Annotated in this window: 13 protein-coding genes; 7 read left to right on the forward strand and 6 right to left on the reverse strand. The window is 70.7% G+C overall.

What is annotated here, in order from left to right; all coding sequences use genetic code 11:
• Window positions 1–62 precede the first annotated feature (62 nt).
• Window positions 63–986 (reverse strand): 5'-3' exonuclease, encoded by a 924-nt coding sequence (locus KHF85_RS03830; protein WP_284568599.1) that lies wholly within the window; start codon window positions 984–986, stop codon window positions 63–65.
• Window positions 983–1558: a nitroreductase family protein gene (locus KHF85_RS03835; protein WP_003473063.1), complete on the reverse strand. Its 576-nt coding sequence runs from the start codon at window positions 1556–1558 to the stop codon at window positions 983–985. The genes KHF85_RS03830 and KHF85_RS03835 overlap by 4 nt, the downstream gene beginning before the upstream one ends.
• Window positions 1559–1713: 155 nt before the next feature.
• On the opposite strand from KHF85_RS03835, the gene KHF85_RS03840 reads away from it, so the two are divergent.
• The 3 genes from KHF85_RS03840 (at window position 1714) to KHF85_RS03850 (ending at window position 7814) form a co-directional block, all read left to right on the forward strand.
• Window positions 1714–3966 carry a DUF1631 family protein gene (locus tag KHF85_RS03840; RefSeq protein WP_284568600.1) on the forward strand — a complete coding sequence of 751 codons (2253 nt, stop codon included), beginning with the start codon at window positions 1714–1716 and terminating at the stop codon, window positions 3964–3966.
• Between the two features lie 224 nt (window positions 3967–4190).
• Window positions 4191–6497: a DUF1631 domain-containing protein gene (locus tag KHF85_RS03845; protein WP_284568601.1), complete on the forward strand. Its 2307-nt coding sequence runs from the start codon at window positions 4191–4193 to the stop codon at window positions 6495–6497.
• A gap of 237 nt (window positions 6498–6734) precedes the next feature.
• Complete coding sequence (locus tag KHF85_RS03850; protein ID WP_284568602.1) at window positions 6735–7814, forward strand: NAD(P) transhydrogenase subunit alpha; 1080 nt, start codon at window positions 6735–6737, stop codon at window positions 7812–7814.
• A gap of 483 nt (window positions 7815–8297) precedes the next feature.
• Here the strand turns inward: KHF85_RS03850 and KHF85_RS03855 are convergent, their stop codons facing one another.
• The 3 genes from KHF85_RS03855 to KHF85_RS03865 are packed head-to-tail and all read right to left on the reverse strand — an operon-like array spanning window position 8298 to window position 9762.
• Window positions 8298–8783, reverse strand: a complete 486-nt coding sequence (locus tag KHF85_RS03855; RefSeq protein WP_284568603.1) for a DUF3106 domain-containing protein — start codon at window positions 8781–8783, stop codon at window positions 8298–8300.
• Between the two features lie 5 nt (window positions 8784–8788).
• A complete protein-coding gene (locus tag KHF85_RS03860; protein WP_284569468.1) occupies window positions 8789–9142 on the reverse strand; it encodes a hypothetical protein in 354 nt (117 codons plus the stop codon).
• A gap of 38 nt (window positions 9143–9180) precedes the next feature.
• The gene (locus KHF85_RS03865; RefSeq protein ID WP_009578030.1) at window positions 9181–9762 is read right to left on the reverse strand and encodes an RNA polymerase sigma factor; all 582 of its coding nucleotides are present in this window, start codon (window positions 9760–9762) and stop codon (window positions 9181–9183) included.
• Window positions 9763–9979: 217 nt separating this feature from the next.
• Here KHF85_RS03865 and KHF85_RS03870 point away from each other — a divergent pair, with 217 nt between their 5' ends.
• Window positions 9980–10279, forward strand: coding sequence for an NAD(P) transhydrogenase subunit alpha part 2 (locus KHF85_RS03870; protein WP_009578032.1), 300 nt, complete (start codon window positions 9980–9982; stop codon window positions 10277–10279).
• Window positions 10276–11730: an NAD(P)(+) transhydrogenase (Re/Si-specific) subunit beta gene (locus KHF85_RS03875; protein WP_284568604.1), complete on the forward strand. Its 1455-nt coding sequence runs from the start codon at window positions 10276–10278 to the stop codon at window positions 11728–11730. The genes KHF85_RS03870 and KHF85_RS03875 overlap by 4 nt, the downstream gene beginning before the upstream one ends.
• Before the next feature lie 103 nt (window positions 11731–11833).
• Here KHF85_RS03875 and KHF85_RS03880 read toward each other — a convergent pair whose 3' ends face one another.
• On the reverse strand, window positions 11834–12253 hold the full coding sequence (locus KHF85_RS03880; RefSeq protein ID WP_009578036.1) for a hypothetical protein: 420 nt from the start codon (window positions 12251–12253) through the stop codon (window positions 11834–11836).
• A gap of 106 nt (window positions 12254–12359) precedes the next feature.
• On the opposite strand from KHF85_RS03880, the gene sufT reads away from it, so the two are divergent.
• Window positions 12360–12911, forward strand: a complete 552-nt coding sequence (gene sufT, locus KHF85_RS03885; protein WP_237652197.1) for a putative Fe-S cluster assembly protein SufT — start codon at window positions 12360–12362, stop codon at window positions 12909–12911.
• A gap of 132 nt (window positions 12912–13043) precedes the next feature.
• The gene (locus KHF85_RS03890; RefSeq protein ID WP_409976690.1) at window positions 13044–14111 is read left to right on the forward strand and encodes a branched-chain amino acid aminotransferase; all 1068 of its coding nucleotides are present in this window, start codon (window positions 13044–13046) and stop codon (window positions 14109–14111) included.
• The last annotated feature ends 421 nt before the right edge of the window (window positions 14112–14532 follow it).

Below are 14532 nucleotides of genomic sequence, written 5' to 3' on the forward strand. Positions count from 1 at the left end.
CCTCAGTGTAGTGGCATCGGTGTCGCGGCGATGCGTGCGGCGTGCGTGCGGCGATGCCGTGCTCAGCGCAGCGTGGCGTCCAGCCCCGCCGCCTGCAGCAAGCGGCGCCGGGTCAGCGGGCCGAAGCGCAGCGCTTCGCACAGGCCGTGCAGCATGTCGGCGTCGGCCTGGCCGCGGGCGAAGCCGGGCGCGGCCGAATCCAGCGGCGCATCCAGCGCGATGGTGGCCAGTTGCCGCCACAGCAGCGCGTGCTCGCGCTGCTCGCGCAGGCGCACCGCCATCTGCGCGGCGCCGCGCAGGCGCAGGAACGCCACTTCGTCGATTCGCGCCAGCAGCGTGTCCAGGTCGCCGAAATGCGCCAGCAGGATCGCCGCCGATTTGGCGCCGATGCCGGTGACGCCGGGAATGTTGTCGATCGCATCGCCGGTCAGCGCCAGGTAGTCGGCGATCTGCTGCGCGTGCACGCCGTGCCGCGCCTTCACTCCGGCCGCGCCCCAGCGCTGGCCGCGCGCGTAGTCCCACTGTTCGTCGCCGTCGAGCAGCAGCAGTTGCGACAGGTCCTTGTCGGCGGACACGACCACGCCGTGGAAGCCGGCGCCGCGCATGCTGTGCAGCGCGCTGCCGATCAGGTCGTCGGCCTCGTAGTCGTGGTGCGCCAGCACGCCCAGGCCGAGCGCGGCGCACAGCGCCTTGCAGTGCGCGAATTGCCGGCGCAGCGCATCCGGTGCCGGCGCGCGGTTGGCCTTGTAGGCCGGATACAGGCGATTGCGGAAGCAGCTGTCCAGCGCTTCGTCGAAGGCGATGGCGATGTGTTGCGGGCGCTCGCGTTCGAGCAGGTCGAGCAGGAAGCGGGCGAAGCCGTGCACCGCGTTGGTCGGCCAACCCTGCGCGTCCTGGAACTCGTCCGGGATCGAATGCCAGGCGCGGAACACGTACAGGCTGGCGTCGATCAGGTACAGCGGCCGCGTCGGCGGCGCCGCGTTCACGGGATCCAGTCGCTGAGCAGCTGCTGCGGATCGGGGCGCTCGCGCTCCGGCACCTGCATGCGCGGCGTGCCGATATGGATGAAACCGGCGATACGCTCGTTCTCGGCCAGGCCCAGCCGCGCCGCCACCGCCTCGTCGTAAGCCATCCAGGCGGTCAGCCACTGCGCGCCGAAGCCATGCGCCTGCGCCGCCTGCAGCAGCGCGAAGCAGACCGAACCGGCGCTCAGCCATTGCTCGATCTCCGGCACTTTCGCCTCGCGTTGCAGCCGCGCGATCACCACGATCGCCAGCGGCGCATGCGCGAAGCGTTCGCGATCCTTCTCCACCGCGGCGGGCGGCGCGCCCGGGTCGAGCTGCAGGGTGCGTTCGGCGAGGAAATCGCCCAGCGCCAGGCGCGCCTGGCCGGCGATGCGCAGGAACCGGAACGGCACCAGCTTGCCGTGATCGGGCACGCGCACCGCCGAGCGCAGCATCGCCAGCAGGGTGGCTTCGTCGGGTCCCGGCTCGCCCAATTGCTTGGACGGCACCGAGCGGCGCTCATCCAGCGCTTGCAGCGAGTGAAGTGTGCGCATAGTCTCGATTCCGTGGGGTGGGCGCAGAATTATAGTCGCGCGCCCAACAGCGGCAGCGGATGCCGCGGTTATACGGAGAGCCAAGCTTCATCCATGATCTGCCGCTAACGTCCGAATTGATGTCGGTCTCACTTGCGCTTGCGTATCACGCCGCCATGATAATCGCCGGATATGCCGAGGAGCTGCTGCCCAGCCGCCACTCGGACCTGCTCGACCAGGTCCGGGACGTGGTGTCGGTGCCGCTTGCACAGGCGTTCGGCGAGGTGCTGGACGTGCTCGCCGATGCGCTGTTGCGCCTGGCCGAGCGCGCCGGGGCGATGCAGAACGACTATTTCGAGGCGATCCAGCTGCTGCGGCAGCAGCGCGAGCCGATCGCCGCGCGCTTCCGCGGCCACCTGGCGCAGGCCTGGCAGGCGCTGGAGGCCGGCCGCCCGCTATCGGTGGAGCACACCCTGGCGCGCGCGCGCGGCGACCTCAGCCTGGTTTCCGCGCAGGAACTGGACGTGCGCCTGGCAGTGCGCAACCTGGCCGGCGCGATCCAGCACCGCTGGCGCCCGGAGCTGATGCGGCTCAACCGCTTCCTCGGCTTCATCGCCGGCGGCCAGCGCATCGATGCCGACAACAACCCGTTCGGTCCCGAACACGTCGGCGCCGCGGTCTATGCGGCGCTGCACGGCCTGGTACTGGCGCCGCAGGTGCAGTTGGCGATCGTCAGGATCTGCGAGCAGCAATTGCAGGAACGGGTCGGCGAGCTGTACGCCCGGCTGGAGCAGCGCCTGGACCAGGTCGCGCGTGCGCGTTCGCTGCCGCCCGCGCGCGCGCGCCGCCGCGCCATCCCGCGCAACGGCGCCAGCGGCGAGGACGCGGCGCCGGACTGGATCAGCCGCTTCTTCGAGACCTGGCCTGCCGCCGCGCCGCTGTCGGCCGCGCCGCGCCACGCCGCGCGCGCGCTGGACGCGCATGCGCGCGACGACCAGGCGGTCTTGCCGCCGGCACTGCGCGCCCTGCTGCACGAGGCGCAGCCGGCCACGGCGGATGCCGCGGACGACGCGCGCCGCAGCCTGTCGCCGCGCGAACTGCTGTCGGTGCTGTCGCTGCTGCAGACCACGCCGCTGGCCGGCTTCGCCGCGATCTGCGAACACGGCGGACCGCTGGCGCAGGGCCTGCGCCGGCAGCTGGTGGCAATCGGTGCGGCGCTGGGGCTGGATCCGGCCGCCACCCGCCTGGAGCCGGCCGATGCGGACACCCTGGACCTGGTCGGGTTGCTGTTCGAGGTCATGCTCGACGAATGCGTGCTGCAGCCGGCGCAACGCGAACTGCTCGGGCAGATGTTGGTGCCGCTGGCCAAGGTGGCGCTGATCGACGGCCGCCTGTTCGTGCGCGATGGGCATCCGGCGCGGCGTCTGCTCAACCTGCTGGCCGATGCCTGCGACGGCAACGCCGGCGACAGCGCGATCGAGCAGGTGCTGCTGGCGCAGGCGCAGGACGTGGTGGAGCGGGTGGTGCGCGATTTCGACGAGCACCTGGCGGTATTCCTGACCCTGGAGGCGGAATTCGGTAGCGCCTATGAGCAGTACCGGCGCAGGGTGGAGATCGCCGAGCGCCGCGCGGCCGAACTGCAGCGCGCCGAGGAGCGCCGCGACAAGGCGCGGGACCTGGCCGCGCAGGCCGTGGACGAGCGCCTGCAGCGCGGCGCGGACGGCAGCGTGCTGCCGGCGCCGGTCGAGACCTTCCTGCGTCAGCCCTGGTGCCAGTACCTGCAGCAATCGGCGTTGCGCGACCATGGCCATGGCGTGGCGGTGAGCGCGGCGCTGGCGCTTGGCGACGCGGTGCTGGCGCAATGCCGCCAGGCGCAGACCGGCGGCGCCGTGCCGGCAGGCGGCTGGCTGCAGCCGCAGTGCGCCGAGTTGCTGCGGTTGTGGACCAGCGTCGGTCTGGATGCGGCCGCCGCCGACGCCGCGTGGCTGGGCCTGCACGCGGCCCTGGACGATCTGGCGCATGCGCGCCCGCTGCAGGCCGCGACGCCCGCGCCCGTGGCCCTCGCCGCCGCCGTCGCGCCCGAGGGGGCGACGGCCGAGCCGGTGCTGGCGCTGCCGGAGCCGGCGCAGGCCTCCGATGTCGACCACCGTACTGCCGAGTATTTCCGCACCCTGGCGATGGGTACCTGGCTGGATTTCGTCGATCGCGAAGGGCGCGTGCAACCGGGCAAGCTGTCCTGGGTCAGCCCGATCTCCTCGCGGTTGATGTTCGTCAACCGCCGCGGCGGCCGCCTGTGCGTGGCCTCGCCGGAAGCGCTGGCGATGATGGTGCAGCTGGATCGCCTGCGCCTGCACCGCGACGACGATGCGTTCTACAGCGCCATGCAGGGGGCGGTGGACCGCCTGCAGCGGGTCGCGGTCGCGGCCTGAATCCGCGGCGCCAGGGGCGGGTTCGCGTCGCGCTGCAGCCGGCGTTGTGCAAGGACCGCCTAGGATGAGGGTAGAGGTCACGCCCCGGAGTTTGAAATGCTAAGCGCATCACGGTTGATGTTCAGGTACCTTGCCTACCATGCACAAGCGGAAACAGGGGCCGTGTCCGTTCGACTTCCTTTTACTCTTTTTCTTGCGCCGGTCCCGGCGCGGAGCCTTTGCGCATGAGTTTCAGCCCCAGCTCGCCGCACGCACATCCCGCGCGCGACCCGCATCTGTTGATGCAGGCGCGCGAGGGCATGCTGCCGGTGCTGGGGCAGGCGTTCGCCGCCGCACTGGCGCATTTCGACGACGTGCTGTTCGACCGCGCCGAAAGCGCCGGCGCCTCGCAACTGCTGTTTCTGGATGGCATGCGCGAACTGCGCCGCCGCCGCGACGAGATCGCCGCGCGCTTCCGTGCGCAGCTGGACCAGGCCTGGCAGGCGCTGGACGCCGGCACGCCGCTGTCGGCCGAAGTGGCGCTGGCCGGCTACGGCCAGGGCCTGAGCCTGGTGTCGGAAAGCGAACTGGAATCGCGGCTGGCGGTGCGCAACCTGGCCAGCGTGCTGCTGCGCGAATGGAAGTCGGTGCTCAACCGCATCGACCGCCGCCTGGGCTGGATCGCCGGCGGCCTGGAACTGGACGCCGACACCAATCCGGTCGGCCCCGAACACATCGGCGTCGCGGTGCATGCCGCCTTCTCCACCAGCGACCTGGCCCCGGAGGTGCGGCTGGTGCTGATCAAGCTGTGCGAGCGCGATCTCACCGCCGGCATCGGCAGGCTCTACCAGGAGTTGGACGACAGCCTGGCGCGGGCCGGCGTGATGCCGGAGATCTCGCGGCCCCGGCCGCCACCGCCGCCGCCGCGGCGTGCGCCCGCTCCGGAAGAACGCCAGGCGCGCGGCGACGCGGCCGGTGTCGGCGAGGACCGCGGCGCTGCCGCCGAGACCGGCGAGTACGACGACCACCACGCGCCGGCCTGGGCCAGCCGCTTCGTCGACCGTTGGGCGCAGAGCCGCAGCCACCCGCAGTCCGCCGAGACCGGCGCCAGCCAGCAGGGCATGTTGCTGGAAGCGCTGCACGAACTGCTGCAGCAGACCCGCAGCGCGCGCGAGAACGCCACCGCCGCGGCCAGCGCCGCGGTCGGCCAGCAGCGTTCGCTGAGCCAGCGCGAGATGATCTCGGTGCTGTCGCTGCTGCAGGCCACGCCCAGCGCCACGCTGCGCGCGGCGATCGGCGACGACGGCGAATCGCTGGCGCAGCGGCTCAAGAGCGAGGTGCTGTCCAACGCCACCCAGTTCGGCGTGGACCCCACGCATGCGCGGCTGGATCCGGTCGACGAGGATGCGATCGACCTGGTCGGCATGCTGTTCGACGTGATGCTCGACGAACGCGACCTGGAAGGGCGCTCGCGCGAGATGATCGAACGCCTGGTGGTGCCGTTCGTCAAGGTCGCGCTGCTGGACCGGCGCATGTTCGTGCAGAAGACCCATCCGGCGCGGCGCCTGCTCAACGCGCTGGCCGAGGCCTGCGAAGGCAATACCGGCGAAAGCCCGGCCGAGCGCGTGCTGATGGGCAAGGTGGAGGAGATCATCGAGCGGCTGGTCGCCGATTTCAATGAGAACCTGGCGATCTTCCTGACCCTGGAAGAGGAGTTCCGCGATTTCCTGGCCCAGCACCGGCGCCGCATCGAAATCGCCGAGCGCCGCGCCGCCGAGACCCAGCGCGGCCAGGAAAAGCTGGAACTGGCCCGGCAGCGCGCCGAGGCCGAGCTGCAGCTGCGGCTGCAGGGCGTGCCGTTGCCGCAGGCGCTGGACGATTTCCTGCGCCAGCCGTGGCAGCACCACCTGACCATGGCGGTGCTGCGCGAGGGCGAGGACGGCGCCGGCGTGCGCGATGCGCTGGCGCTGGCCGACGGCCTGCTCGAGGAAGCGGCCGAGGCGCGGCGGCATATCGTCGGCAAGCCCTGGCTGCAGGCTTGGCAGGGGCCGTTGCACAAGGTCTTCGCCAGCGTCGGCCTGCATGCGGAGGCGGCTGCTGCGGCGATCAATGCGCTGCACGACACGCTGCAGGCCGTGGCCGAACTGCGACCGGAACTGGAGCGCCCGCTGCCGGAGTTGCCGCAGGTGGCGCTGCCGCAGCCGCCGCTGCAGGAGGCGCAGCCGGTGGAGGTCACCGCGGCGGAAACGACCGAGGACTACGACAACGCCGACGCCGACCGGTTCCGCGCGATGCCGATCGGCACCTGGCTGGATTTCATCGATCGCGACGGCAAGGTGCAGACCGGCAAGCTGTCGTGGGTGAGCCCGATCTCGGCGCGGCTGCTGTTCGTCAACCGCCGCGGCGTGCGCTTCTGCGTGGTCTCGCCGGAGGAACTGGCGGTGATGGTGCGGCTGGGCCGGCTGCGCAGCCACATCAACGACGGCGCCTTCGACAGCGCGATGCAGGGCGTCATCGACCGGCTCGATCCGCAGAGCACGACCTTGCATTGAGGGCCGTTGGCGCGAGGCGGATGGATTCTGTCTCGCCGCCTTCCCGGGCTCCGCGAGAGCTGTTACTGCCTTTGTAGGAGCAGCTTCAGCCGCGACAGGCACTGTCGGTAAAGCGTCGCGGCTGAAGCCGCTCCTACAAACAGCTGTCCACTAACCGTTCCCCCCCCGGCGCTGCCAGCGCCGCGCGGACCCTGTAGCATCGGCGCCGACTAGGGCGGGCAACGCACGGGGAATCGCATGGCAGTGCAGGTGCTGGTGGTGAAGGAAACGGCGCACGGCGAACGCCGTGTGGCGGCGACGCCGGAGACGGTGAAGAAGCTAGTCGCGCTCGGTGCGCAGGTGTATGTCGAACCCGACGCCGGCGTGTCCGCCGGCTTCGTCGATGCGGCCTATCTCGCCGCCGGCGCGCAACTCGCCGATGCCGCGACCCCGGCGCAGGCCGATCTGGTGCTGTGCGTGCAGCCGCTGCCGGTCGCCGCGCTGCACCAGCTCAAGCCCGCCGCGGGCGTGGTCGGGATCCTGCAGCCGCAGGCCGATCCGGCGCGCGCCGAGGCGATGCAGGCGCGGCAATTGGTCGTCTTCCCGCTGGAACGGCTGCCGCGCACCACCCGCGCCCAGGCGATGGACGTGCTCAGCTCGCAGGCCGGCATGGCTGGCTACAAGGCCACCCTGATCGCCGCGCAGCTGGCGCCGCGTTTCTTCCCGATGCTGACCACCGCCGCCGGCACCATCCGCCCGTCCAAGGTGCTGATCGTCGGCGCCGGCGTGGCCGGCCTGCAGGCCATCGCCACCGCCAGGCGTCTGGGCGCGCAGGTCGAAGGCTTCGACGTGCGCCCGGAAACGCGCGAGCAGATCGAATCGCTGGGCGGCAAGTTCCTCGACCTGGGGGTCAGCGCCGCGGGCGAGGGCGGCTATGCGCGGCAGCTGACCGAGGAGGAGCGCGCCGAGCAGCAACGGCGCCTGGCCGAGCACCTGAAGGGCATCGACGTGGTGGTCTGCACCGCCGCGGTGCCGGGGCGGCCGGCGCCGAAGATCCTCAGCGCGGCGATGGTCGAGGGCATGCAGCCTGGCAGCGTGGTGGTGGACCTGGCCGCCGAGACCGGCGGCAACTGCGAACTGACCCGCCCCGGCGAAACCATCGCGCACGCCGGCGTGGCCGTCGCCGGCCCGCTCGACCTGGCCAGCATGGGCGCGCTGCACGCCAGCGAGATGTATGCGCGCAACGTCTACAACTTCGTCGCGCTGTTCCTGAAGGACGGCGCGATCGGCTACGACTGGGACGACGAACTGCTGGCCAAGACGCGCTGGACCGGCTGAGCGGTCGCTCGGCGCGCTCGGCCGCGGGCCACGCCTGCCACGGTGGCCGGCACCGACGCCGCGATGCGACAGTTGCTGGCGGCGCCAGAGCGTTTTCTCCCAACATTTCCCGCATCGTGCCGGCCCTAATCGGGTCCGCAAGCTGCAGGCGGCGGGCGACCTGTGGGAGCCAACTGTGGGAGCGACTTCAGTCGCGACGCGCTCTACCGGTAACGCCCGTCGCGACTGAAGTCGCTCCCACAACAGGCAGCCGGCTGCCAATCCGCGAGCCAAGCCTCCAGGGCGACGCGCCTGCGCATTTTCGATCCGGGCGATGGCGCGATATCGCCTCGCGGGTTTATGGCGGCCGATGCGATCGGCGACAGCCCTTGTTCGCGCGTCGCCCTCGTCACGATCGATGCCCAGATCACCCCGCGGCCGCGGCGACAGCCTGTAAACAGCTTCGAAAAACCCTGCAGCCGCCTTGGCGCGCCTCTCCGGCGCTCATTTGGAATCCGGCGCTGGCGGGGTGTCCGCGCCAGCATTGGCCTTGATCCAGGCGTCGCGCTGCGGCGGGGTCATCGCTTCCCAGCGCTCGCGCAGCGCCTTGCGCTGCTCCGGCGGCAAGGCGCGCAGGCGTTCGAACAGCACGCGCGCCTCTTCGCGTTGCTGCGGACTCATGTCTTCGTAGCGGCGCGCGCCCTTGCGTGCGCGTTCGCGCTGTTCCGGGGTCATGCTCTGCCAGCGCTGCGCATGCTCGAGCATCCTGCGTCGCTGCTGCGGCGCATCGTTCCAGCGCTGGCGCATCGGCGCGATCAGCAGCTCGCGCTGCTGTGCGCTCAGGTGCTCCCAGTCCGGCAGCGGCGGGCCCGCATCGGTGTCGGCACCTGACGACGGCGACGGTGGCGGTGGCGGCGCGGCGAACGCCGCCAGCGGGGTGGCGGCGGCCAGCAGGGCCAGCGCCAGGGACATGCGGATCAGGCGGTTCATCGTGTTCATTCCATCGCCAGCGAGGTATCGGAACCCAGCCACAGGTACAGGTCGGGGTTTTCGTCGAGCAGGCCGGCCGCGCTGTCGTCGCCGTCGCCTTGCGCGGCGGCGCTCGCCGAGACCGCGGCCGCCGCCGCAGTGCCGGCGACGCCGGCCGGGACCGCGACCGGCAGCGCCGGGCGCAGCAACAGGTGCATGCCGAATGCGGCGCCGAGCAGCGCCGGTGCCGCGGCCAGCAGCCAGCCCCAACGCCGCGCCGGCGCGGCGTGCGCGCGGCTGGCGTCGTGGCGGGCGGCGCGCAGTCGCGCCAGGGTCGGCGCCGGCAGCGCCTGCAGCGAGGCCTGGTGCGCGCGGCGCATCTGCGCGTCGAATGTGGCCGAATGTGTGGGGTCGGGTTTCACCGGACGTCCTCCAGATGTTTCTGCAACGCCTCGCGGGCGCGCGACAGATGGGTCTTGACCGAGCCTTCGGAGCAGCCCATCGCGCGTGCGGTGGTGGCCACGTCCAGCTCCTCGAGCACGCGCAGGGTGAAGGCTTCGCGCTGCCGCGCCGGCAGGGCGCGCAACGCCGCGACCAGCCGCGCATGGGTCTGCCGCTGCTCGTGGCGCTGCGCCGGGGTCGGGCCTTCGTCGGCCCAGTCCGGCTGGCTGTCCTCGCTGCGCTCGCTGGCCGGCGCCCAGAAGCGCAGGCGGAAACCGCGGCGGCGCTGCAGGTCGATGATGCGCCGGCGCAGGATGCTCCAGAACAGCGGGGTCCATTCCTGCGCCGGCCGCTCGCGGTAGGCGAGCAGCTTGATCATCGCGTCCTGCACCGCATCCAGCGCATCCTCGCGCTGGCGCAGGCCGGCCTCGGCGAAGCGGAACGCGCGCGGGCCGATCTCGGCCAGGAACGCGTCCAGCGACACCGGCAGCGGACGCATGGCGTCGTCGCTGTCGCTGTCGGCCGATGGGGATTCGAGGGCGGGCGTGCTCACCAGCACAGCTTAGCTTCCTGGCGCGGGGATACCGTGGAGAACGTCTTGCCGGCGCCGGGGTTGACCGGGCATCGGGTCGATGTCTACCGATGGCGGCCGGCCTGGGGCGTGCGCTCGATCGGCCCAGGCCGGGCAAGCGAGACCCGCCCGGCGGCCATCGCCCGCCGATTCAGCAGCCGGTTATGATTGCGGCGGTCGGGCGCGGCGCCCGGGAGAAGCGAGAATGAACGACGGTTTCGTGGCCTTGTACATTTTCATGCTGGCGGCCATCGCCGGGCATGTGATCATCTCGCGGGTGCCGGTGATCCTGCATACCCCGTTGATGTCCGGTTCCAACTTCATCCATGGCATCGTGCTGATCGGCGCGATGGTGGTGCTCGGCCACGCCGACACCACGCTGGAGAAGGCGGTGGGCTTCCTCGCCGTGCTGCTCGGCGCCGGCAACGCGGCCGGCGGCTACGTGGTCACCGAGCGCATGCTGGAGATGTTCAAGTCCAGCAAGAAGCCGGAGTCCAGGCCGTGACCCTGACCACTGCCGAGGCTTTGTCCTGGTTGGTCAAGGCCAGCTACCTGGTGGCCGCCACCCTGTTCCTGCTCGGCCTGCAGCGCATGGCCTCGCCCAAGACCGCGCGCAGCGGCATCCATTGGGCCGGGTTCGGCATGCTGCTGGCGACCGCGGCGACGTTCCTGCTGCCGGGCCTGCACAACTTGCCGCTGATCCTGCTGGCGATCGCGATCGGCACCGGTGCGGCCTGGTTCTCGGCCGAGAAGGTCGCCATCACCGACATGCCGCAGATGGTCGCGCTGTACAACGGCATGGGCGGCGGCTCGGCGGCGGCGATCGGCGCGGTGGAACTGCTGCGCTTCTCGTTCCTGGCACACCGCGACACCTCGCACTGGAGCGAAAGCGCAATCGCCGCGCTGGCCGCGCGCCAGCCCGACGCGACCACGCTGGCGCTGGCCATCGTCGGCTCGGCGATCGGCGCGATCTCGTTGTCCGGCTCGGTCATCGCCTGGGCCAAGCTCGACGGGCGGCTGGACAAGCGCGTCACCTTCCCCGGCCAGCAGGGGTTCAACCTGCTGGTGTTCGTGGCGATGCTGGGCCTGGGCGCCTGGGCCGCGATCGGGCTCAGCCCGCTGGCGATCGTGGCGTTCTTCGCGGTTGCGCTGGCGCTGGGTGTACTGATGACGTTGCCGATCGGCGGCGCCGACATGCCGGTGGTGATCTCGCTGTACAACGCCTTCACCGGCCTGGCGGTGGCGTTCGAGGGCTACGTGCTGGGCAACGAGGCGCTGATCATCGCCGGCATGATGGTCGGCGCGGCGGGCATCCTGCTGACCCGGCTGATGGCCAAGGCGATGAACCGGCCGATCAGCGGCGTGCTGTTCTCCAACTTCGGCGGCGGCGGCCAGGCGCAGGAGATCAGCGGCGCGCAGAAGCCGATCGAGGCCGGCGACGTGGCGGCGATGATGGCCTACGCCGAGCGCGTGGTGATCGTGCCCGGCTACGGCATGGCGGTGGCGCAGGCGCAGCACAAGATCTGGGAGCTGGCGCAGCGGTTGATCGAGCGCGGGGTCAAGGTCAAGTTCGCGATCCACCCGGTGGCCGGACGCATGCCCGGGCACATGAACGTGCTGCTGGCCGAGGCCGGCGTGCCCTACGACCTGATCGCCGACATGGACGACATCAATCCCGAGTTCCCCAGCACCGACGTGTCGCTGGTGATCGGCGCCAACGACGTGGTCAACCCGGTGGCCAGGACCGATCCGGCCAGCCCGATCTTCGGCATGCCGATCCTGGACGTGGTCAATTCCAGGAACGTGGTGGTGATCAAGCGCGGCAAGGGCACCGGCTTTGCCGGGATCGAGAACGCGCTGTTCTACGCCGACAACACGCGCATGCTGTACGGCGACGGCGCCGAGGCGGCCGGCGCGCTGGTCAGCGAATTGAAGGCGCTCGACGGCGGGCATTGAACCGGCGCCGGCGATCGGTGCCGATGGATGCTGTCGCGGCTGAAGCCGCTCCTACAGGGTTTGCCGGCTCCTTGTAGGAGCGGCTTCAGCCGCGACCACTCCCTCAACGCGCGCTGAAATAGGCCACGATCAGGCCGATGCCCAGCCACAGCACGTCGCCGGGGCGGTTGGCCAGCACGGTCAGCGTCCACGCGTAGCGCGCGCCCAGTTTCAGCGACGAATCCCACGCATCCAGGCCCAGTCCCGCGCCTACGTGCGCGGCGGCGATGCCCCAGTTGGCGGCGACGATCACCAGTGCGGTGGCCAGCACCGCCACGGCGATGCGCAGCCTGCCGCGCGGCAGGCTGCCCAGGCGCAGCATCCACGCGACCTCCAGCGCCACCAGTACCGCCATCCAGCCGGATTGGTGGCCCAGGCTCAATGCGACCAGCATCCAGGCGATCAGGGCGGTGAAACAGCCCAGGCACAGCAGCAAGGGCCATAGCCAGTGCGAAGTCCTGGCCGGCGTGGAGGAGGGCGGCATGCGATGTTCCCTGAGAATCGACACAGGATACCCTCCACCGCGTTCCCCGCGCACTCGGATAAACTGGGCGACTTGCACCGGCGGGGCCAGCCCCCATATCGCCCCCATGTACTCACGCAGCAGCGAACCTGTCCAATTCGAACGCGATTGCGCGGCGGTGATGGTGCCGCAGGGCGACGCGGTGACCCTGCCGGCCGGCAGCTACGGCTACATCACCCAGGCGCTGGGCGGGAGCTATACGGTCTTCGTGGAAGGCAACCTGTTCCGCATCGCCGGCAAGGACGGCGACGCGATCGGCAAGGAACCGCCGCCGGGCCTGGATCTGCCGGAAGGCGCCGGCGACGAGCAGGTCGAGGCGCTGATCTGGCAACAGCTGCGCACCTGCTTCGATCCGGAGATCCCGTTCAACATCGTCGACCTGGGCCTGGTCTACGAGGTCGGCGTGCAGCCGCGCGAGGACGGCCAGCGCATGGTCGAGGTGAAGATGACGCTGACCGCGCCGGGCTGCGGCATGGGCGAGATCCTGGTCGACGACGTGCGCAGCAAGCTGGAGCTGATCCCGACCATCGCCGAGGCCGATGTCGAACTGGTGTTCGATCCGCCGTGGGGCCGGCATATGATGTCCGAGGCCGCGCGCCTCGAAACCGGCATGCTCTGACCCGCGCGACTGCGCGACCTGGGGCCGGGACAGGGCGCCGCCGCTGCGCTCGGATGATGCAGCGGCACGGCCGTCCCTCGACTACCACAGGAAACCCCGGTGTCCGCTACCGAGCCGTCTTCGCAGTTCCGCCTGATCCCGTCCACCACCGCGCGCAGCGCCGACGAGCGCGCGCAGATTCTCGCCGCGCCGGGCTTCGGCAACTACTTCACCGACCATATGGTCGCCATCGAATGGGACCGCGAGCAGGGCTGGCACGATGCCCAGGTCCGCGCCTATGGCCCGCTGGCGCTGGATCCGGCCGCCTCGGTGCTGCACTACGGCCAGGAGATCTTCGAGGGCATCAAGGCCTACCGCCATGCCGACGGTTCGATCTGGACCTTCCGCCCGGACGCCAACGGCAAGCGCCTGCAGCGCTCGGCGCAGCGCCTGGCGCTGCCGGACCTGCCGGTGGACCTGTTCGTCGAATCGCTGCGTCAGCTGATCGCGGTCGATGCCGCGTGGGTGCCGTCGGCGCCGGAGACCAGCCTGTATTTCCGCCCCTTCATGATCGCCAACGAGGCGTTCCTGGGCGTGCGTGCGGCGCAGAAGGCCGGCTACTACGTCATCGCCAGCCCGGCCGGCGCCTACTTCGCCAAGGGCGTGGCGCCGGTGGCGATCTGGCTGTCCACCGACTACGCGCGCGCGGCCAAGGGCGGCACCGGCGCGGCCAAGTGCGGCGGCAACTACGCCGCCTCGCTGCTGCCGCAGCAGCAGGCGCAGGCGCAGGGCTGCTCGCAGGTGCTGTTCCTGGACCCGGTCGAGGGCAAGTACCTGGAAGAGCTGGGCGGCATGAACGTGTTCCTGGTGATGCGCGACGGCAGCCTGGTCACCCCGGCGCTGTCCGGCAGCATCCTTGAGGGCATCACCCGCGACAGCATCCTGCAGCTGGCACGTGATCGCGGCATGCACGTGGTCGAGCGCCAGGTCAGCATCGACGAATGGCGCGAGGGCGTGGCCTCGGGCGAGATCGCCGAGATCTTCGCCTGCGGCACCGCCGCCGTGGTGACCCCGATCGGCCAGTTGAAGGGCAAGGACTTCGCGGTCGGCGATCTCGCCGCGCCGGCCGGCCCGGTGACCCTGTCGCTGCGCCAGGAACTGACCGACATCCAGTACGGCCGCGTGGCCGACCGCCACGGCTGGCTGCTGCGGCTGGGCTGAGTCCCGGCGTTCTTCGCCCGCCGCCACTGGTGGGCGCCGAGCTGGGCGTGGCAACCGCTGCGCCCAGCGTCGATCTTCCTTGCGCAAGCGCGCCGCACCCCGCGGCGTTGCCGCCGTGGGCGCGTCAGCCCCGCGGCGCCGGTAGCCAAGACACGATTGTCCGGCCCAGGCCGATCCTGTGTCGCGCGTGATCACTCCGCGCATTACAGTAATTTTCAGAAACTGTCTGCAGTTCGCGCATTGATTTGTCGCGAAAAGCGAAGTGGACGCTGCATCATAGAGTGAACTAAGTCACAATTATGGATTTTGGACGATCAGTGCTCCGTCCATACGCGCCTGTATTGAGATAGCGTTGGATGAACGGCTGGCAACAGAGGGCCGGCCTGGGAATCGCGCTGCGTTCGGAGTCCGTGCCTGTTCT

Source organism: Xanthomonas graminis pv. graminis (assembly GCF_030168915.1).
Lineage (GTDB): Bacteria > Pseudomonadota > Gammaproteobacteria > Xanthomonadales > Xanthomonadaceae > Xanthomonas_A > Xanthomonas_A translucens.